This window comes from Dermabacter sp. HMSC08H10, assembly GCF_001807585.1.
GTDB lineage: Bacteria > Actinomycetota > Actinomycetes > Actinomycetales > Dermabacteraceae > Dermabacter > Dermabacter hominis.
The window spans coordinates 197,935-217,966 of the sequence record NZ_KV789425.1 but is presented as its reverse complement, the minus strand read 5'-3'; the positions used below and the strand labels follow the sequence as shown (position 1 = coordinate 217,966).

Sequence of the window (20,032 nt, the reverse complement as noted above, 5' to 3'; positions counted from 1 at the left end):
GCTTGCGGTGTAAGAGGGGGTGATGGTCACGCTTCCGGGAAGTGGTCCACCGTTTGGACTTGTAGCTGCTGGCCTTCGAGCTGCTTCCTCCGCTCGTACTCCTTTGCCTGACCATCGAGCGCGAGAGTGATGATCACGATGATGCCGATGATCGCAAAAATTGAGCCCACGATGCCGCCGATGCGCTGAAGAAAGTACGTCGTCTCGCTCGGCTCGTTCGCGTCGCGGTCCCGATAGCGCCACGCATAAAAAGTGCGCCACACGTGCTGTGGCGAAATCGCGTACCACAGCGCGAAAAAGAGACACAGTGCAAGCGCGAGGACTGCCAAGACCACCAAAGTTGAGCTCCCGTCTACTGACGTTCTTAACCGTTCATGATCGCGTTCGTGACCATCGCCCACACGACCGCGAGCGGAATACCCACTACGCCCACGAGCGCCGCGATGATTCCCACGATCCGCATCCGCATGAAGACTGCGTTGTTCGGCTCAGCATCTCGCTGGCGCCGATAGAACCGGCCGTTGAGTGCTCACCACAGGCCGCGCGGGGCAATCGCCGCCCACAGGCACACGAGAATGTAGACGCCAAAGAAAATGAACGCGAAGATCATGGACGGCCATGACACGCGCCCTACCCCTTCCCCGCAGCCTGAAGGTAAAAGCCAAGCATGATGAGCGTTCCAATGATGATGGCGACGCCGCCCACCCGCCAGAGCACGAGGCGCAAATCGCTCGGCTCGTTCGCCTCGCGATCTTTGTACTGCCAAGCCTCGGTAATCTCCCACATCTGGTACGGGAAAAAGGTCGCTGCGATGCCCATAATGAAGAGCACAATAAAGAGCAAAGCGATAAACATCTCTGGCCCCCTGGGGTCGCGGGCGTGATCTACGGCTCACCCTAAAACGCCCCGCTGAGAGCAAGTCGCGCGACCCTCATCCAGTTGTCGACTCGGCTCGCTAGGATGGGCGAGTATGCCGCGTGAGCAAGCGTCGGAACCCCCGAGCTTACGTTGGCAGGGATGGGGTGGCCGGCTAAGCCGGCCTGGAGTCCGACGCCTGCTGGGAACCATCGTTGCGAAAGGATGAGCGTGAACACCGACCACATCAAGCACAGCGTGCAGGCCATCAACTGGAACCGCATCCAAGACCCGAAGGACCAGGAAGTGTGGGACCGCCTCACCGGTAACTTCTGGCTCCCCGAAAAGGTGCCGCTCTCGAACGACATTCAGAGCTGGTCGAAGCTCAACGAGCAGGAGCAGGAACTCGTGATGCGCGTCTTCACCGGGCTGACGCTGCTCGATACCGTGCAGGGAACCGTCGGCGCTATTTCGCTGATCCCCGACGCCGTGACCCCCCACGAAGAGGCCGTGTACACCAACATCGCGTTCATGGAATCCGTGCACGCGAAGAGCTACTCGCAGATCTTTTCCACGCTCTCCAACACCAAGCAGATTGACGAAGCATTCCGCTGGAGCGAGCACAACGAAGCCCTCCAGAAGAAGGCGAAGATCGTCCTCGAGTACTACACCGGTGACGACCCCGAAAAGCGCAAGGTCGCCTCGACCCTCCTCGAGAGCTTCCTGTTCTACTCGGGCTTCTCCCTGCCGATGTACTACTCGAGCCGTGGCGAACTCACGAACACCGCTGACATCATTCGCCTCATCATCCGCGACGAGGCCGTTCACGGTTACTACATCGGCTACAAGTACCAGAAGGCCGTGGAGAAGCAGTCGCCCGAGCGCCAGGCAGAGCTCAAGGACTACACGATGAGCCTGCTCATGGACCTCTACGACAACGAAGAGGAATACACCGAAGACCTCTACGACCCGGTCGGCTGGACCGAGGACGTCAAGATGTTCCTTCGCTACAACGCCAACAAGGCCCTCATGAACCTCGGCTACGAGGCACTGTTCCCACAGGAATCGACCGAGGTCAACCCCGCGATCCTCGCCTCGCTCTCGCCGAACGCCGACGAGAACCACGACTTCTTCTCCGGCTCCGGCTCGAGCTACGTCATGGGCAAGGCCGTCGAGACCGAGGACGACGACTGGGACTTCTAATCTGAGCGGTTTTTCGCAACCGTTAACGCAGTGGGCGGCACGTTTGACGACGTGTCGCCCACTTTTTCTCGATGTGGGGCCTTGGCGGCTAGCGTGGCGGAAGCGTTTCAGCAAAGATGTACTGTGTGTCCGGTAAAGAAGCATGAAACTTCAGGTGACGTGCAGCTTTGCTTAGTTTATTCCCAGGTAGGATTGAGGTTGGTTGACGATCTTTCAACCACCCGGGCACCGTTAGCAAACCCAGGTTCGCCAACACCGCCCGGGACATTTGTGGACCTGGTTCACTTCAACAGAAAGTAGTCATTCCATGTCTCTTATTTGGGGAATCATTTCCTGGATCATCATTGGCGGCCTCATCGGTCTTATTGCTCGCGCAGTCATGCCGGGCAAGCAGTCGATGGGCATGGGGATGACCATCATCCTTGGTGTCATCGGCGCAATCGTCGGTGGCCTCATCGGTGGTCTCTTCGGCGACGGTGGCTGGAGCTCGCTCCTTGACAACCCGTGGTCGCTGTGGACGATCCTGCTTTCAGTGATCGGTGCGCTCGTGGTCATGTTCGTCTACGGACTGCTCACGAAGTCCGACAACTGATCGTGACGCATCAATAGGAACACGCGCATAGCGCAAGCGCCCACCTCCGGATCTCCGGGGGTGGGCGATTTTCATAGGCAAAGCAGCCGGACCCTGTCGCGGATTATGAAGAATCTGGGTTAGGGGTGAGGTGTGGGGCTTGGGGTGCGGCGGTTTCTTTATGAAGTGACGCGGTGTTGAGGGGCGGGGAGATTTGGCGGCCCCTGCGCGAGGTTTGGTTGGTCTCGCTGCGGTTTTGGGCTGGCACCGTCGCGGATTATGAAGAATCTGGGCTCGGGGCGAGGTGTGAGGCTTGGAGTGCGGCGGTTTTTTCATGAAGTGAGTCGACCAAGGAGATAGCAAAAGAGATGGGCCAGGCGCGAGACAAGGACGCGGAACTGCCCGGCCCGAGAGGCCGGGCAGCCAGTGCCTACCCTTCGTAGGCTGCCTTCCTGGTCTGCACGGCTCGCAGACGCGCGAGATCGAGTTTCGAGCCGCGATCAAAATCGACGACGCCATTCTTTTCCTGGAACACGTCGGTGAGCTGCGTGTAGCAGTAGCCGAACATGAGCGGGTTGGTCAGCAGAACGTTCGTCAGGGCCTCGAAACGCTCGTACAACTCTTCTTCGCTGCGAACCCTGTTGCCGTAACCCCACGACTCGGCCTGGTCTTGACCGGTGAACTCGGCGGCGCGTGCCTCTTGCTCGTTCCACCAGATGCCGCCGTATTCGGACACGAAGAACGGCTGGCCCTCGTAGGGGACGGAGAAATGACCGTCAGCGAACGGCATCTCGTTCGGAGCGAGCTCACGCCTGTTGACTTGCGGCTTTCCTTCGGCGAGTGGTGCCTGTTCGCGAGCGAATGCTTCCGGGTCCTGCTCGTAGGAGTGCGAGTCGTAAATATCGGCGCCGCGCACACGGTGGCTGTAGCCCGAAGCGTCGATGACTGGGCGCGATGGATCTGCGAGTTTCGTGGCGTTGTACATCGCGTGGGTGACGTCGTCGAGCACGGTGATGCGGTCGTGCAGCACCTGGTGCGTTTCATTGAGGGGGCACCAGCCGATGATGCTCGGGTGGGAGAAGTCGCGTTCGAGTGCCTCGATCCACTGCGCAACAAAGCTCGACGTGGGCTCCTGGTTGTAGCCGAGGGGGCCTCGCCCGGATACGCCCCAGTCACCGAATTCGCCCCACACGAGGTAGCCATAGAGGTCGGAGAAGAACAGCATGCGTTCCTCAAACACTTTTTGATGTAAGCGAGCGCCGTTGAAGCCGGCAGCGAGGGCGATCTGGATGTCGGCGAGTATCGCCTCGTCGGAGGGTGCGGTCATGAGGGTTTCTGCCCAGTATCCCTGGTCGAGTACGAGGCGCTGGAACACGCGCTCGCCGTTGATGCGGAATTCGGTGGCCTCGAGGGCGGTTGAGCGCAGGCCAGCGTAGGAGTGTACTTCGTCGATCAGACCGCCGTCGGAATCAAGGAGCCGGGCCGTGAGGCGGTACAGCTCGGGCTTGCCCGCCGCCCACACGCGCACGTGCTCGTCCGGTACGGTGACGCGCACGCGGGGTGCGAGGTCAAGGTCGGCACGCGCGCTTGCGGTCGCGAGGGTTGTGTCGTCCGGGGTTCCGACGGTGACTTCGACTCGTGTGCCCTTCGTGTTGTGGGTGAGCGGCAACGTGATGTCGAAGGAGTGGTCGGCGAGTGATGGCGTGGTGCGAACGGCCCGGATGGCGTGCGCGGGCACTCCCTCGAGCCACACCGTTTGCCAGATGCCGGTTGTGCGCGTGTATTGGCAGTGCGTGGAGTCGTGCCACGTGGCTTGTTTGCCTCGGGCCTGGGCATCCCAGCGGGAGTCGCGAGCGCGCACGACGATCGTTGCCGTGTCGCCGGGACGCACGACGCCGCGGAGGTTTGCGTGGAAGGGGGTGAAGCCGCCGCGGTGGCGAGCAACTTCAACGCCGTTGACCCACACCGTCGCATCGTGGTCGACGGCACCGAAGTGGAGGACGGGGACGAGAGGTTCGCCGGCGGGACCGTCGGCCCACTCGGCTGGGATTTCTATCTCGCGGCGGTACCAGACGGCTTCCATGAAGTCGGTGTGTTCGACGCCGGAAGCTTTCGATTCGGGCGCGAATGGGACGAGGATCGAGCCTTCAAGGGGGCGGTCGAGAAGACCGCGCTCGCGGCCCGTGTCGCCGGCGTCGATCTCGAATTCCCACGTGCCGTTGAGGTTGAGCCACGTGGGGCGGTGGCACTGGGGGCGCGGGTGTTCGGGCTTGGGGACGTCGGTCGCGGCGGAGAGGGGAGCGTCGAGGAGGCTCGCGAGGTGCTCGGCTCGTTCAGCGAGTGCCTTCAGCTCGGGGACTGCGGCGAATTCGGGAAGGAGTGGCATTCTGGATTCCTCACGTCGTCGTGTGTTCTGATGGGGCCCAGTCAATCACGGCAACACGCAAAATTGCAACGTGAGAAAAACGCTGGATCAGTCATCGAGGGTGGAAGCGCGGGTCACGAGCGTGTGTGGCACGAGGAATGTCGAGCCCGACCCGAGCGCGGTGACCTCGGCGGCTTTCGTGCCTTCTGCGAAGGAATCATCGCCGAGAGCCGCGAACAGCGCCGCCGATACGAGGCACTCGAGGTCCGGTGCGACCGAGGTGAGCGGGGGAGTGGCGTGTGCCGATTCCGGAATGTCGTCCCAGCCGGTCACGAGGACATCGGTGCCGATCGAGAAACCGGCTTCTCGAAGAGCTTCGCAGGCGCCGAGGGCAAGCAAGTCATTCCCGCCCACGATGGCGTCGAACGGAAGGGTCTTCGCGCTAGCTGAACCTGAAATGAGGGCCTTCACCTGCGCGTACCCTTCGCGTCGCGTCCATTCGGTGGTGTGGATCAAAAGCTGATCGGCGGGGGAGATTCCCGCGAATCGGCAAGCTGCGCGAAAGCCTGTGAGTCGCTCTGCTCCCGTGGAAGCAACGCCTTCCTGGGCGCCGAGAAACAGGGGGCGCGTGGCACCACGCTCGGTTATGTGTCGCACGACGTCGACCGCGCTCGCGGTGTTGTCGATGCTCACGTGGTGAATGCTGCCGTGGTCGGCAACCGCTTCCCCTAGCACGACCGTGGGAAGCGGCGAATGCTCGGCGAGTTCGCGAACAGTCTCGGGAAGAAGTGGGGCCATGATGAGCGCACCGAAAGAACGTTTAGCGAGGCCGCGCGCGTATCGGCGTTCAATGTCGGCGTGCTCGCCCGTGAGCTCGATGCTCACGCTGTAGCCCGCACGTGCCGCGATGTTGTGGAACGTCTCCGCAAGGCGCGCAAAATACGGATTGAGCAGGTGGGGGATCACGAGCGCTACCGTGCGGGTAGCCTTGCCGCGAATCTCTCGCGCCGACTCGTTTGGCACGTAACCGAGTTCGTCGATCGCCGCGAGAACCTTGTCGCGCGTCGCGGGCTTCACAACGGGGCGGTTGTTGACGACGTTGGAAACGGTCTTCCAAGACACGCCGGCGCGAGCGGCGACGTCCTTGATACTTGCGCGTTTGTGCGGTTCAGGCTCGTTCATGGTGCTCCCTTTCCAGACATGAGAAGTGATTTCAGTGTAGGGCCAGTAGGCGTCGGACCACGTGTGCGCCCCTCTCGCACAGCGCGAATTGCCCGCGTTCGGGAGTTGACGTGAACTCGATCGCGGTGGCAGAATCTCACGTGAGAATTAAAGGTGAGTTACACCGCACACCTGTCAACGATGACGAGGAAGGTGAAGCGCCATGCCAAGCGCGTACAACAATCACACCCCGCCGGGGCTCAGTCGCCGGTCGCTCCTTGCGGGTTTTGGCGCCGGCGCACTCGGGCTTGGGCTTGCCGGGTGTGGAGCCGCGCAAGCGGACCCGTCGAAGGTTGCCGTGTGGGATCTCTTCAGCGGTGCCGACGGTGAAAAGACTCGCGGGATGATCGCCGAGGTCGTCGAGGAAAACCCGGGCCTGAATGTCGAGCCCACGACCCTCAGCTGGGGAAACCCCTACTACACGAAGCTCGCGATGGCCGCCGCATCGAGTGCACCGCCGAGCACAGCCATCATGCACGTGAGCCGCGTCGCCGGCTTCGCGCCGGGCGGCCTCATCGAACCGTGGGACATGAGCCTGTTCGAAGAATTCGACGTCTCGACCGACACGTTCACCAAGGCCCTTTTGGAGGCGTGTCAGTACGACGGCAAACAGTACGCAGTCCCGCTCGACACGCACCCCTTCATCAGCTTCTTTGATCGGGACGTTGCGGAAAAAGCCGGGGTGCTCGAGTCCGACGGTACCCTCGCGATTGACTCGCCCGAAGCGCTCCAGGAAGTCGGCACCAAGCTCGGCGAGGTGACCGGCGGGCCCGGAATCGCTTTTGGATATCAGCTCGACACCGCGCAGGCCTGGAGGCTCTTTTGGGGTCTCTTCCATCAGACCGGCGGCGAATACAACTTCGAGCCGGGCTCCAAGGCCGATATGGATGTTGATGCGGCCGCGAGAGTCGTGGCCGCGGTCAATTCGTGGATGGACGACAAATGCATGGCGTCCTCCCAGGACTACCCGGGTGCCCTTTCCGCCTTCAATGGCGGGCGCAACGCCATGATTCTTTCGGGCGTGTGGGAGCTCAACGGATTCAAAGAGAACGTGGCTGCGCTCGCGGGTGCCCCAATGCCCACGATGTTTGGCACTCCCGCGAATTACGCCGATTCCCACACCTACGTGTTCCCGAAGAATCGCCGCATGACGGATGAGTTGAAGCGCAACACCTACCGGTTCGTGTCAGAGATGCTCAAAAAGGGTGACCAGTGGGGCGCTGCCGGGCACATTCCCGGTTACCTCCCGTCGCAGGAGGAGCCCGCCTACCGCGAGCTTGAGATTCAAAACCAGTACAAGGATGCTGCCGAGACCGTCGTCGTGGACCCGAAGGTGTGGTTCGCGGGTGCTGGTTCCGATTTCCAAAACCGCGTGTGCCAGCGGCTTATCGAGGGCTTCCGCGGAAGCGTCGAACCGCAGCGGGCGATCGAGGGAATGCTCGACGTGATCAGCGGCATCGCCATGCAACCCAACCCCACCGAATAAGGAGGTCACGCCATGAATGAACGCGCACGCTTCACCTCCCGCGGTGCGGGATGGTTCGCTTTTCCCTACATGATCCTTTTTGTGCTCTTCCTCATCGTCCCCATCGTGTGGGGCCTGTGGATGAGCTTCACCGACCAGTCGCTTGCGTCGACGAACAGCGGTTTCGTGGGGATCGACAACTACCTCGAGGCTTTCACGAGCCCCGACATGTACTCGAGCCTCTTGAACACACTGTTCTTTACGCTCATCTCATCAATCCCGCTCGTCATCCTCTCGTTCGTGCTCGCCTACCTCGTTGTGACGGGCCTTCCGGGTCAGTGGCTCTGGCGCCTCACTTTCTTCGCGCCCTACCTTCTTCCCGTCTCGGTCGTGACTGCGATGTGGGGAATGATGTTCTCGAACGACTTCGGTCTCATCAACGGTCTTCTCGTGCACTTGGGGTTCGACCAGATCGGGTGGCTGAGCGACAAACAGATCGCGATGTGGGCGATTGCCATCACGACCGTGTGGTGGACGATCGGATTCAACTTCCTGCTGTACCTCTCGGCTCTTCAGAACACTCCCGACACGGTGTATGAGGCCGCTCAGGTTGATGGCGCCGATGCGTGGCGCAGGCTCAGGTCCGTGACGCTCCCAATGATGCGTCCCACGACCACGCTTATCGTTCTGCTGCAGATCCTCGCCTCGCTCAAGGTCTTTGACCAGATCTTCCTTATGACCGCGGGCGGGCCCGACGGCTCCACCCGTTCGATCATTCAGTACATCTACGACCAGGGCTTCTCCGGCTACCGCGTGGGTTACGCCTCGGCCGTCTCCTACATCTTCTTCGCGATGATCGTTGTTGTCTCACTTATCCAGGTAGCGATCACGAAGCGCAACGCAAAGGAGCGTTAGACATGAGCACCGCAGCAACCGACTTCGAAACACCCGAAGCGCGCCCGCGCCTCAAGGCTCGCGTGAGCCAGAAGCGCGAAGAGAATGCACGCCAGCGTTCCCTCACGCTCGGCTCGTCCACTGTGGCTCGGGTTCTTGCATTCGCCGCGCTTGCCGTTCTTGCGCTCTGCTGGGCGATTCCGATCCTGTTCGCCCTCCAGCTTTCCCTAAAGACGGAGAGCGATGCCTCCGCCGCGCCGCTCACGTTCTGGCCATCCGAGGGGTGGACTTTCGAGAACTACGCAAACGTGATCGCCGCGGGTGACATCCCCCTGTGGATCTGGAACTCGGTGCTCGTTTCCGCGATCGTCACGATCATCACCCTCGTGACTTCCGTGCCGGCCGCATACGTGTTCTCGCGCTACAACTTCCGCTTCAAGAAGCTCTGCTTCGGCCTCACGATTGCCGCGATCATGGTGCCGCCGCAGATCCTCATCGTTCCGCTGTTTGAGCAGATGAAATTCATGCAGCTGTCGGACACTCTCGGAGGCGTCATTCTCCCGCAGGTCGTCGCACCTCTCATGGTGATCGTGCTCAAGAATTCCTTCGACCAGCTCCCGATTGAGCTCGAAGAGGCCGCGAAGATCGACGGCGCGTCGATGCTGCGCACCCTTACGTCGGTGATTCTCCCGCTCTCACGTTCGATCATCGTCGCCGTGGGCATCTTTGTGTTCATCGGATCGTGGAACAACTTCCTGTGGCCGTTCATCATCACGAACTCGCCCGAACTCATGACGATCCCCGTGGGCCTCGGCACCGTGAAGAATGCCTACGGCGTGCAGTACGCGCAGGGCATGGCGAGCGCCGTGATCGGTGCGTTGCCGCTGCTCATCGTGTTCGTGCTCTTCCAGCGTCACATCGTGCGTGGCTTCGCGACGACGGGCATGGGTGGTCAGTAGACTGAAGCGAAAGCGAGGCGCTGGGGCCGACCGGCGCTTCGATGCGAGCATCAACGAGGAGCACCATGAGTCACGAAACGATGTCCCAGCAGTCGACCGCGGCCGAGGCGTCGGCCGATCGCCGCCTCGATCCGAGGCTTGCCGCGAAGGCGCGCGAGCTTGCCGCGCAGGGCACGGTGCTTCTCCGTAATGACGGCGTGCTGCCTCTTGCCTCGCAAAGCCGCGTCGCACTCTTTGGCCGCACGGCGAAGGACTGGCTTGCCGTTGGCTATGGCTCGGGTGGCGACGTGAACCCGCCCTACATCACGAACCTCACGGACGCGCTGCGCGAATCGGAAGCCGTGGGCGTCGACGAAGAGCTCGCCGCGGCCTACGACCGCTTCAGCGAGGAGCAGCCCGCGGATCCGGGCACGGTGTGGGGCAAGTGGCCCACGCACTATCCCGAGCTCGAGCTCACTGATGAGCAGATCAGCTCCGCCGTCGACCGCAACGATGTCGCGATCCTCGTGCTCGGCCGCGCCGCGGGCGAAGACCGCGACGCCGAGCTCGCGCCCGGCTCGTACTACCTCACCGAGCAAGAGGAATCCCTGCTCGCGCGCGTCACCAAGGCGTTCGACCGCACGGTTGTCGTGGTCGACGCGGGCAACGTCATGGACCTTTCGTGGGCCGAGCGCTACAACATTTCGGCGCTCCTCATCGCGTGGGCGGGCGGCATGGAATCCGGTAGCGCCCTTGCGGAGGTTCTCACGGGCGTACGCGAGCCGGGTGGTCGCCTTACCGCCTCGATCGCGCGGCGCTACGAGGATGCCCCAACCGCCACAAACTTCGGCGACCCTGACGTGACCACTTACGTCGAGGACGTTTTCGTGGGCTACCGCTACTACGAAACTTTCGCTCCGGAAGCCGCCCAATTCCACTTCGGCGAGGGCCTTGGCTACACGTCGTTCTCGCTAGGTTTCGGGGAGTTCAGTTCCGACGCCACCCGCGCCCGCATCGAGGTCACGGCAAAGAACACTGGCGAGCGCGACGGCGATACGGTCGTGCAGGCCTACCTCGAAACCCCAGACGGGAAGTTTTCCCAGCCCGCGCGTCGCCTCGCGGCCTTCGCGCGCACGGGCCGCGTTGCGGCGGGCGAGAGCGCCACGGTCAGCCTCGAGATTGACCTTCGCGACTTCGCCTCCTACGACGACTCCGGCGCGACGGGCCACCGCAGCGCCTACGTGCTCGAGCCCGGAAGCTACCGTCTCCACGTGGGTCAAAGTGTCAAGGAAACCGAGGTCGCGGGCGAAATCGAGATCGGCGAGCTCATCGTCGTGCGCGAGGTTGAAGAGGCCTCCTCGATCCAGAAGGGTTGCGGGTTCGACCGCATGATCCTGAATCGCGACGGTGAGGGCCGGGCAACCGTCGGATACGCGAAGGCGCCAGAAGAGCAGCGTGACCTTAGGGCCCGCATCCTCGAGCGGCTTCCCGAGGAGCTCCCCGCGCCGACTGAAGGCGGCAGCTCGCCCTCGTTTGACGAGGTGCGCGCCGGAAAGGTGAGCCTCGAGGAGTTCGTAGCAACCGTCGGAACGGATGATCTCATTGCCCTCGCCTACGGCGATACCACCATGGATAGCCCGCTTGGCGTGCGCGGCAACGCGGGCGCGCTCGGCGGTGTGACCGAGTCGCTGCGTGCGCGTGGCGTGGCGCCCGCGATCACGACCGACGGCCCCTCTGGCCTGCGCATTTCCGCGTTCGCGACGCTTCTGCCGTGCGGCACCGCGCTTGCGTCGACGTGGAACCCCGAGGGCGTGCGCGAACTCGCCGCGCTCCACGCCGAGGAGGTGCTCGCGAAGGGCTCCGACATCCTGCTCAGCCCCGGCATGAACATCCAGCGCGACCCGCTGTGTGGCCGCAACTTCGAGTACTTCTCGGAGGATCCGCTGCTCACGGGCCTCATGGGCGCTGCCGTAGTGAATGGCGTGCAGTCGAAGGGCGTTGCCGCGTGCCCCAAGCACTACGCGGCGAACAATCAGGAGCACAACCGTATCTACTCCGATTCGCGAGTGAGCGAACGCGCCCTTCGCGAGATTTACTTGCGCGGTTTCCAGATCATGGTCGAGGAATCGAAGCCGCGCACCATCATGACCTCGTACAACAAGATCAACGGGGTGTGGGGCCACTACAGCTACGACCTCGTCACGACGATCCTGCGCGGCGAATTCGGCTTCGACGGCCTCGTGATGACCGACTGGTGGATGCGGATGGTCGAGGATCCCAACTTCCCGGCCCTGCGCGACAGCGCTTACCGCGTGCGTGGCGGCATCGACGTGCTCATGCCCGGAAGCGAGGTCCACGGCGGCGATACGTGTGATACCGGGGTGCGGGATTCACTTGGGTCCGACGATGGCCTCACTCTCGGCGAGCTTCAGCGCACGGCGCTCCACGTGCTGCGCTTCATCCTTGAGGCCAACCCACAGGGCCATGCGACGAGCGCCGAGAAAGGCCGCCGCAACTTGATGTAGGCGCCGGTTGCTCGCGGGGCGTCGCGGCGTCGTGGTGTCGCGGTGCCGGGGTGTCGCAGCGTCTTGGCGCAAGAGCGTCACTCTTTATGAAAATTCCAGGGCTGCAGCGCCTATTTCGGGGCCGTACGCCCTGGTTTTTTCATGAACTGGCACGGGATAGGCGCAAATCCCACGCGGCAGCGGTGCAAACCCGGCACTAGAACGGCTCAAACTCGGCACTGCATCAGCGCGAGTCCCGCACGGCACCGGCGCGTTGGACCTATTTTGTTGCCGCCGCAGTGTATTTGACGGCGCATCCCATGTTGGGATTCACCCTGGTAGGCTGAGGGCATGACGGTGCAAATATCCTTGCGTCTTCCCGACGACCTCGTGGAGTTCCTCGACCAAAGCGTGTCGACAGGGATCGCCGGAAGCCGAGCCGATCTCGTGAGCCTCGCTCTCGAAAGAGAGAAGAGGCGGCAAGCCGCGCTTGCCGACGCTGCAATTTTGAATGCCGAAGGTCCAGGGGACGATCTCGACTCTCTCGTGGACTGGACCGCGGACCACGCCTCATTTGAGGGCTGACGTGCGTGAAATCTGCCTTGCAAAGCTCGACAAGACTCGACCGGTGCTCGTGCTGACCCGCGAGGCCGCCCGCAGTGCGATGACCAAGGTGACAGTCGCACCCATCACTTCGACGGTCAAAGGCCTCTCGAGCGAAGTCGAGCTCGGTGAGCATAACGGGCTTGACCACCGTTGTGCCGCTTCCGTCGACAACACGGTCACGATTCCTGTCTCGCTTCTCGGCCGCGCGATTGGTTTTCTCCAGCCCGATCAGGAGCGCGCTTTAGCGAATGCCGTGATCATGGCTTTCGATCTCGATGCGGGCCCCCTCGAGAGCTAAACCAGGACCCGGTTGTTGCTCGGTGGCGTCACTCTTTATGAAAATTCCAGGGCTTCAGCGCCTATTTCGGGGCCGTACGCCCTGGTTTTTTCATGAAGAGAAGCGCTTATCGGAGCTAAGCTTCTATGCTCGCAACGGTTTCACGTTCAAGCAGGGCGACTTCGAGTGGGGCATCGGCGGAAGAGTTTTCGCTGACGCCTGAGCCTTCAATAGCGGCGAGGAGACGTGATACAGCAAGACGCGCTTTGTGTTCGACGTTCTGACCGATGGTCGTGAGTGCGGGGGATGCTGTGAGAGAGATATCGAAGCCGTCGAAACCGATGATGGAGATGTCCCGCGGAACGGACACCCCAGCATGGGAGAGGCCGCTCATAAGACCAACCGCGAGATCATCTGCTGAACAGAACACGGCCGAGGGGCGCGGATCGAGAGCAGTGAGTTTTGGGGCGAGTTCAATGCCAGTACGTGCATTGGTATCGAGGGGTTTGAACGGAACTTCGGGCTTTGGCAGGTCGTTTTCGAGGTAGACATCCATGAACCCTCGAAAGCGCTCATCGACCACCCCGGTGTGTCCGCGAAGTGGACCTAAGAAGGCGACATTGTTGCGGTGCCCATTCTTGATTAGATGCTCCGCCGCAAGTCGGCCGCCGCCGTAGTCGTCGGTCCGAACCGACAGGAGGCTAGGGCGTTCGATGTAGCTATCCACGAATAGAAGCGGAATCTCGTTTCGTTCGTGTAAGGCTTCGAGCTCGTGCGCAAGCGTGTTGAGGACGATTGCGCCGTCTACTCGCCATGACTTCAGGCTTGAAATGGTCTTCCCGATGTCGCTCGCGGCGATGAGCATAGCGTTGTAGCCGTGCTTCTGGAGTTCTGCCGTGACGTGCCCGACCATGAGAGAGTCGTGGGCGCCGCGCAGAATGGGGCTGTTGCCGGCAACGGCGATGGCGACGATGGAGGAATGACGGGCTGAGAGAGCTCGCGCGGAGGCGTTGACGACGTACCCGGTCTCGGCGACTGCGTCAAGGACCCGCTGCGCTGTCTTCTCCGAGACTTTTCCTGCCTTGCCAGTGAGCACGTTAGAAACAGTCATGGTGCTCACGCCTGCCTTAGCGGCGACGTCCGCGAGCGTGACAGACATGAGGACCTTTCTTAGAGCGACTCGATGATTGTACGGGACTAAACGCCTTGACATTTTCCTTGTGGGCTACGTAACCTTTACATAAGAGTTTAGCGCTAAACCATAGGGGTTGAGCGCGAAGAGTTTTCAGCAAGGATGGTGAACTCTAATGTTCAATCGTCGAACATTCATCTCTGGGACCGCGCTCGCTACCACCACACTTGTGGCACTCTCGGCGTGCGGTGCAAAGGGTCCGGAGAAAATGACGGAAACGCCAAGCGGGCACCCTGTTCAGGGTGAAACCCTCAAATACGATCCGAACCACCTCGTGAACGACGGTGAGCCGATCACGCTCGAGTGGTGGCTTTGGGATGGCGACACGATTTTCCAGAAGTTCGTTGATGAATACACGGCGATTCACAAGAACGTTGAGATCAAGATCGTGAAGCAGCCGTGGGAGGACTACTGGACAAAGCTTCCGCTTTCACTCAAGGATGGCGACAAGCCCGCGATCTTTAACATCCACAACAGCTACCACTCAAACATCTTCCCTTATCTCGAGCCTTACGACATTCCTGTCGAAGAACTCACCGCCGACTACACCGGCGCGGAGGCGCACGTGATCGACGGCAAGATCTACTACGTCGACTTCGGCATGATGACCGGTGTGATCTACTACAACACCGATCACTGGAAGGAAGCGGGTCTCACCGACGCCGACATCCCTGAAACTTGGGATGAGCTTCGTGAGGTGGCTAAGAAGCTCGTCAAGAAGAACGGCGACACGATCGAGCGTGCGGGCTTCAACTTCAATGGTCAGTTCAACGCGTTCAGCCCCGGCCTGCCCTATCAGCTTGGCCAGAACCTTTTTGCCGATGACCAGAAGACTCCGACTGTCGCTAGTGACGCGATGATGGAACTCATCGAACTCTTTACCTCGTTCTACGATGTGGACGGTGTGGGCTCGAAAGACTTTGGCACGAGTTCAGGTGAATCGTTCGGCCAGCAGCAGTCCTCCATGATCTACTCCTGGACTCACCACGGCGGCCTCATGGCTGCGGACTTCCCGGACGTCAACTACGACACCTTCCGCACCCCGGTGCACGTTTCGGGCGAAACCCCGTACGCGTTTGACCGCTACAACGGCGAATCGACCCTTGGCATCAACAAGGCGGCGGATGAAAAGACGAAGGCTGTTGCCCAGGACTTCCTCAAGTTCTACTTGACCTCGAAGGAAGCGCTGAAGGCAGTGTGCCTCAACTACCACGTCTTCCCGAGCTACAAGCCGCTTGCTGAGGATTCGGAGATTCTTGAGGATCCGCAGCTGAGCTCGCTCGCCGACGGTATTGACCGTTACATCTGGCCCGGTGCAATGCCCGCCACGATTGAGGAGAACCTCAAGACCATGTGGGAGGACATCCTCTACAACGGTGCCGATCCCGCATCTGCCATGGGGGCGGCGCAGGACGCGATCGAGAAGGACCTTGCGAACAGCGACTTCGAGGCCGTCGAAAACTTGTACGCGCACTACCAACCTTCTAAGTAGTCACAGCACGAACCTCGGGAGGTGCCCGGGATACCTGGGCACCTCCCTCTTTATCTCTTGAGGTAACAAATGAGCACGCCAACTCTGACAGCGAAAAAGAAGGCGCGCGCGATCAGCTATAAAGGCGAGCGCGGAGTGCGAAACTCCGTCGTGATTGCGCTCATCGTTTTCAACTTGCTGCTCCTCGTGATCCCTGTGGGGATCGCTTTCGTGGGGAGCTTCCATAATTGGAACCCGCTCAACGGAACGTTTGATCCAGTTGGGCTCGAGAACTACACGCGGATGTTTCAGGATCCTCGGCTTGGAACATCCATCGTCAACACGCTGATTTTCTCCGCGGTCGCGATCACCGCACGAGTAATCCTCGGGCTTGCGTTGGCGATTGCGATCTTCACAAAGGTTACGCGCTTCAAAACCTTCTTCCGTGCACTGTTCTACATGCCCACCGTGACGCCGCTTGTTGCGGTCGCGTATGTCTGGAAGATCATGTACGACCCGCAGGTAGGCGCGATCAACACGTTCTTTGGTCTCGACGTCAACTGGCTGTTTGACACGAAGTTCGCGCTTCCCGCAATCATGCTGATGACGATCTGGAAAGACTTCGGTTACGCCGTGATCCTCTTCCTCGCTGGGCTCTATTCGCTGCCGGAAGACGTCATGGAAGCGGCGGCCGTGGACGGTGCGAGCCCGTGGAAACGGTTCTGGCATGTGACGCTGCCGCTCCTGCGCCCCATGACGATCTTCGTCATCATCACCTCGCTGATCGCCTATCTGCAGGCGTTCATCCAGGTCATGGTGCTCACGAAGGGCGGCCCCGGAACCTCGACATATATCCTCTCGTACCTTATCTATGACGAGGCGTTCGTGAAGTACAACTTCGGCTATGCCTCGACCATCGCCTTCGGGCTTCTCGTGGTGACCGCATCGCTTACTGCCCTATCCTTCGCTGTTTCCGGGATGAACCTCAAACCGCGGCACCGTCGATCGAAGTCTGTAGCTTCGGTGGCGGCACTCAATGAGGGGGCCAGCAATGCGTAAGTTCAATGTCATCCTGCTCCACGTTGGCCTCATCGTTGTAGGCATCATTACGGTTTTCCCATTCGTGTGGATGCTGCTCAGTGCATTCAAGCCGAACAGCGAGATTCGCGCGCTCGATCAAACCTTGATTCCGCGTGAATGGACGTTCGAGAACTTCCTGAACATCCAGGACAAGTTCGACTTCATGCAGTTGTTCGCGAACTCCGTGATCCTTTCGGTGGTCATCACCGCGATTTGCATCTACACGAGCTGCATTGCGGGATTCGTGCTTGGGAAGTATTCCTTCCGTGGCCGCGGCGTGCTGTTCGGCTTCATCCTTTCCACGATGATGATTCCATGGGCCGTCACGATCATTCCGCGCTACACAATGTTCTCTGCCGCGGAACTCAAAGGTTCGTGGCTCTCGATCATCATCCCTGCACTCTTCAGCGGGTTTGGCATCTTCATGATGAAACAGTCAATGGATTCAATTCCTGACTCGGTTCTTGAAGCGGCCCGAATCGATGGTGCTTCCGAGTTGTACATTTTCCATCGAATCGTGCTGCCCATGAGCGGAAACTCGATTAGTGCCTTCGCGATCTTTCAGTTCCTATGGGTTTGGGAAGACTACTTGTGGCCGTACCTGATGATCGATGACGATAAGCTCCAGGTCCTCGCTGTAGGGTTGACAACGTTCAACGGTCGCTACGCGACTGACTTCGGCGGCCTGTTTGCTGCGACGACTTTGTCGATCGTTCCTGTCCTTACCGTCTACCTCATTTTCCAACGCCGCTTTATTGCCGGCGCCGCGAGTGCGGCCGTGAAGGGATGATTTTTCGTGCAGAATTTTTCTAAAGAATTGCCCGCTGAGCTCGTCGGCGAGCATTTCCGGATCACGCCGGTCACGCCGCGCGTGGTGCGTCTCGAGTATTCGCCGAGCGGCACGTTTGAGGATCGTCCCTCGACCTTCGCGATTAACCGCGACGTGGTGCTTGATCCTTCCGATTACACGATTGGCGAGTACCAGGGCCGCCTCACGGTCACTACCGAGAATTTCTACCTCGAGTACGATCGCGGCCCGTTCTCGTCGAACGGCCTCAAGGTTGAGGTCAAGGGCGGCGTTTCGGCGTATCACTCGGTGTGGCGCTACGGGCAGGATCTCTCGCTTCCGGCGGATCGCCAGCTTGCCCTGAATGGTGAGACGCAGCGCGCGCTCGATGGGAACCTCGGTGGCGCAGCTCGCACGCTCGATGTGGCCGACGGCAAGATTCCGCTCGAGCCGGGCGTGAACTCTGCGGTGGGGTATGCGGAGATCGACGATTCGACGTCGATGGTGTTTGATTCCGACGGACGCCTGCGCGCCCGCGCTGCCGAGGAAGGCAGCATCGATCTCTTCGTGTTCGCTGCGGGTCGTGACCACGTGGCCGCGGTGAAGGATTATTTCGCGATTAGTGGCCCCCAGCCGATCGTGCCGAAGTTTGCGCTCGGCAACTGGTGGTCGCGCTATCATCGCTACACCGAGGAAAGCTACCTCGAGCTCATGGACGCGTTCCGCGCGGAGGATATTCCGTTCTCGGTTTCGGTGATCGACATGGATTGGCACCTTACCGACGTGGACCCGAAGTACGGTTCGGGCTGGACCGGGTACACGTGGAATCGTGAGCTTTTCCCGGATCCGGAGCGTTTCCTCGAGGAGCTGCACAAGCGCGGCCTTCGCGTGACCCTCAACATTCACCCGGCTGATGGCGTGCGCGCATTCGAGGATGCGTATGAGGCGATGTGCGAGGCGCTCGGCAAGCCCGCCGACGGCACTGCGATTCCGTTCGACGTGAATAACGACGAGTTCATGGATGCCTATTTCGATGTGCTGCATAAGCGCCTCGAGGATGAGGGCACGGATTTTTGGTGGATTGACTGGCAGTCGGGCCCGTATTCGAGCGTCGAGGGCGTGGACCCGCTGTGGGTGCTCAACCACGAGCATTTCACCCGCAGTGAGCGGTCGATCGAGCGCCCGCTCACGTTCTCGCGGTTTGCGGGCCCCGGCTCGCACCGTTACCCCGTGGGCTTCTCGGGCGATGCGATCGTGACGTGGGAGTCGCTCGCGTTCCAGCCGGGTTTCACGGCTGCTGCGGCGAACATCGGCTACGGCTGGTGGAGCCACGACATCGGTGGGCACATGGAGGGCTTTCGCGATAACGAGCTCGCGACCCGCTGGGTGCAGTTCGGTGTGTTCTTACCGATCAACCGCCTGCATTCGTCGAACTCGCCGTTCGCCGTGAAGGAACCGTGGAACTTCCCGGCCCCGCACGGTGATATTCAGGCGGCGCATTTGCGTCTTCGTCACCGTCTCGTGCCGTATCTGCACGCGATGAATTACCGCGCGCACCACGAGGGACGCTCGATTGTGGAGCCCGTGTACTTCGAGGCGCCGCAATATCCCGCGTATCGCAACGATCAGGGCTATCTGTTCGGTTCCGAACTTCTCGTAGCCCCGATTACTCGCCCCGCCGCGAAGGACGTGGGCCGCGGGAGTGTCGAGCCGATTCTCCCGGGCGGCATGTGGTTCGATCTGTTCACCGAGCAGCGCTACGGCACCCCCGATTCGGGTGCGTTCACGCAAGAGATGTTCCGCTCGCTCGGCTCGATTCCCGTGCTCGTGCGCGCCGGCGGCATCCTTCCGCTCACGCCCGCCGACGCTACCCCCGACAACATCGAGGACAATCCTGAGGTGCTCGAGCTCATCGTCGCCGCGGGTGGCGACGGCGAATTCACGCTCCACGAGGAGTGGAAGGCGGGCGACGATCTCGTGTGGAGTCACGTGCGCGTGGCCGTGCAAGCGTCGGAAAACACCCTCACCCTCACCATTCCCGCCGACACCCCCGAGGTGGCGCGCGAGGCGCTCGAGCGGCGCGAGTGGCGCATTCGGTTGCTTGGGCATGACCCGGCTGGGTTCGGGGATCTGAAGGCGAGCGGGTCCGACGCTTCCTTCGCCCCCGGCGCTGAGAAACTCGCCGATGAGCTGCGCGTTCATAAGCTCAGCCCCGCTGATCGCCCCGCGCCGCATGCCGCGACGATCACCGTCACCGGCCTCACGGTTGGCACAGAAGCGACGCTCACGAGTGCCGGTTTCGGCACCGTTCTCGACGACACCGAGAAGGGCCGCGAGGTGCGCTACTCGCGCCTGCGTGCCCTCGTGAACGACGCCGAGATTGGCTTCACGCTCAAGCAGGCCATCGCCGGCGTTGCCGCGAAGCGCCCCGAGTCGCTCATGCGTGAGATTTCGGCGTTTGGCAAGGCGCCGTCGGGCCACTTGCCGCGCACGTTCGACTATGAGCAGGCGAGCCCGGAGCTCATCGCGGCCGTCGCCGAGATCTGGGGCTAACGTTCACCGAGCCGCTTCGAAACCGAGCCCAATCGAGCCCTCCCCGCACC

The 20,032-nt window shown here is 61.2% G+C and carries 17 protein-coding genes; 12 read left to right on the top strand and 5 right to left on the bottom strand.

The genetic code is table 11. From position 1 onward, the window contains the following. Positions 1–26: 26 nt before the first annotated feature. The gene (locus tag HMPREF3176_RS06715; protein ID WP_070459080.1) at positions 27–329 is read right to left on the bottom strand and encodes a DUF6199 family natural product biosynthesis protein; all 303 of its coding nucleotides are present in this window, start codon (positions 327–329) and stop codon (positions 27–29) included. A 301-nt stretch (positions 330–630) separates the two neighbouring features. Beyond that, entirely contained in the window at positions 631–855 is a 225-nt protein-coding gene (locus HMPREF3176_RS06710; protein WP_070459078.1) for a DUF6199 family natural product biosynthesis protein, read from the bottom strand. 231 nt (positions 856–1,086) lie between these two features. Between HMPREF3176_RS06710 and nrdF the strand changes: the two genes are divergently transcribed. Together nrdF and HMPREF3176_RS06700 are read left to right on the top strand one after the other, a co-directional pair. Next, positions 1,087–2,058, top strand: a complete 972-nt coding sequence (nrdF, locus tag HMPREF3176_RS06705; protein ID WP_246826687.1) for a class 1b ribonucleoside-diphosphate reductase subunit beta — start codon at positions 1,087–1,089, stop codon at positions 2,056–2,058. A gap of 307 nt (positions 2,059–2,365) precedes the next feature. Further along, positions 2,366–2,650 carry a GlsB/YeaQ/YmgE family stress response membrane protein gene (locus HMPREF3176_RS06700; protein WP_070459074.1) on the top strand — a complete coding sequence of 95 codons (285 nt, stop codon included), beginning with the start codon at positions 2,366–2,368 and terminating at the stop codon, positions 2,648–2,650. A gap of 409 nt (positions 2,651–3,059) precedes the next feature. Here HMPREF3176_RS06700 and HMPREF3176_RS06695 read toward each other — a convergent pair whose 3' ends face one another. Continuing rightward, the gene (locus tag HMPREF3176_RS06695) at positions 3,060–5,015 is read right to left on the bottom strand and encodes a glycoside hydrolase family 2 protein (RefSeq protein ID WP_070459072.1); all 1,956 of its coding nucleotides are present in this window, start codon (positions 5,013–5,015) and stop codon (positions 3,060–3,062) included. Positions 5,016–5,102: 87 nt separating this feature from the next. Then, a complete protein-coding gene (locus tag HMPREF3176_RS06690) occupies positions 5,103–6,176 on the bottom strand; it encodes a LacI family DNA-binding transcriptional regulator (RefSeq protein WP_070459070.1) in 1,074 nt (357 codons plus the stop codon). A 202-nt stretch (positions 6,177–6,378) separates the two neighbouring features. On the opposite strand from HMPREF3176_RS06690, the gene HMPREF3176_RS06685 reads away from it, so the two are divergent. The 6 genes from HMPREF3176_RS06685 (at position 6,379) to HMPREF3176_RS06660 (ending at position 12,920) form a co-directional block, all read left to right on the top strand. Next, positions 6,379–7,701 (top strand): extracellular solute-binding protein, encoded by a 1,323-nt coding sequence (locus tag HMPREF3176_RS06685; protein ID WP_070459069.1) that lies wholly within the window; start codon positions 6,379–6,381, stop codon positions 7,699–7,701. 12 nt (positions 7,702–7,713) lie between these two features. After that, complete coding sequence (locus HMPREF3176_RS06680) at positions 7,714–8,595, top strand: carbohydrate ABC transporter permease (protein WP_070459067.1); 882 nt, start codon at positions 7,714–7,716, stop codon at positions 8,593–8,595. Between the two features lie 2 nt (positions 8,596–8,597). Next, positions 8,598–9,533: a carbohydrate ABC transporter permease gene (locus HMPREF3176_RS06675; protein ID WP_070459065.1), complete on the top strand. Its 936-nt coding sequence runs from the start codon at positions 8,598–8,600 to the stop codon at positions 9,531–9,533. Between the two features lie 65 nt (positions 9,534–9,598). Further along, positions 9,599–12,037 carry a glycoside hydrolase family 3 protein gene (locus tag HMPREF3176_RS06670; RefSeq protein WP_083286297.1) on the top strand — a complete coding sequence of 813 codons (2,439 nt, stop codon included), beginning with the start codon at positions 9,599–9,601 and terminating at the stop codon, positions 12,035–12,037. A 330-nt stretch (positions 12,038–12,367) separates the two neighbouring features. Then, positions 12,368–12,601: a ribbon-helix-helix domain-containing protein gene (locus tag HMPREF3176_RS06665; protein ID WP_070459062.1), complete on the top strand. Its 234-nt coding sequence runs from the start codon at positions 12,368–12,370 to the stop codon at positions 12,599–12,601. A gap of 1 nt (position 12,602) precedes the next feature. Beyond that, on the top strand, positions 12,603–12,920 hold the full coding sequence (locus HMPREF3176_RS06660) for a type II toxin-antitoxin system PemK/MazF family toxin (RefSeq protein ID WP_070459060.1): 318 nt from the start codon (positions 12,603–12,605) through the stop codon (positions 12,918–12,920). Between the two features lie 115 nt (positions 12,921–13,035). Here the strand turns inward: HMPREF3176_RS06660 and HMPREF3176_RS06655 are convergent, their stop codons facing one another. Further along, complete coding sequence (locus tag HMPREF3176_RS06655) at positions 13,036–14,058, bottom strand: LacI family DNA-binding transcriptional regulator (protein WP_070459059.1); 1,023 nt, start codon at positions 14,056–14,058, stop codon at positions 13,036–13,038. Positions 14,059–14,299: 241 nt separating this feature from the next. Here HMPREF3176_RS06655 and HMPREF3176_RS06650 point away from each other — a divergent pair, with 241 nt between their 5' ends. From HMPREF3176_RS06650 to HMPREF3176_RS06635, 4 genes are all read left to right on the top strand, one after another. Then, complete coding sequence (locus tag HMPREF3176_RS06650) at positions 14,300–15,583, top strand: extracellular solute-binding protein (RefSeq protein WP_168161958.1); 1,284 nt, start codon at positions 14,300–14,302, stop codon at positions 15,581–15,583. A 69-nt stretch (positions 15,584–15,652) separates the two neighbouring features. Continuing rightward, positions 15,653–16,621 (top strand): carbohydrate ABC transporter permease, encoded by a 969-nt coding sequence (locus HMPREF3176_RS06645; protein ID WP_070459056.1) that lies wholly within the window; start codon positions 15,653–15,655, stop codon positions 16,619–16,621. After that, complete coding sequence (locus HMPREF3176_RS06640) at positions 16,614–17,432, top strand: carbohydrate ABC transporter permease (protein ID WP_070459054.1); 819 nt, start codon at positions 16,614–16,616, stop codon at positions 17,430–17,432. The genes HMPREF3176_RS06645 and HMPREF3176_RS06640 overlap by 8 nt, the downstream gene beginning before the upstream one ends. A 6-nt stretch (positions 17,433–17,438) precedes the next feature. After that, the gene (locus HMPREF3176_RS06635; RefSeq protein ID WP_070459052.1) at positions 17,439–19,982 is read left to right on the top strand and encodes a glycoside hydrolase family 31 protein; all 2,544 of its coding nucleotides are present in this window, start codon (positions 17,439–17,441) and stop codon (positions 19,980–19,982) included. Positions 19,983–20,032: the final 50 nt, after the last annotated feature.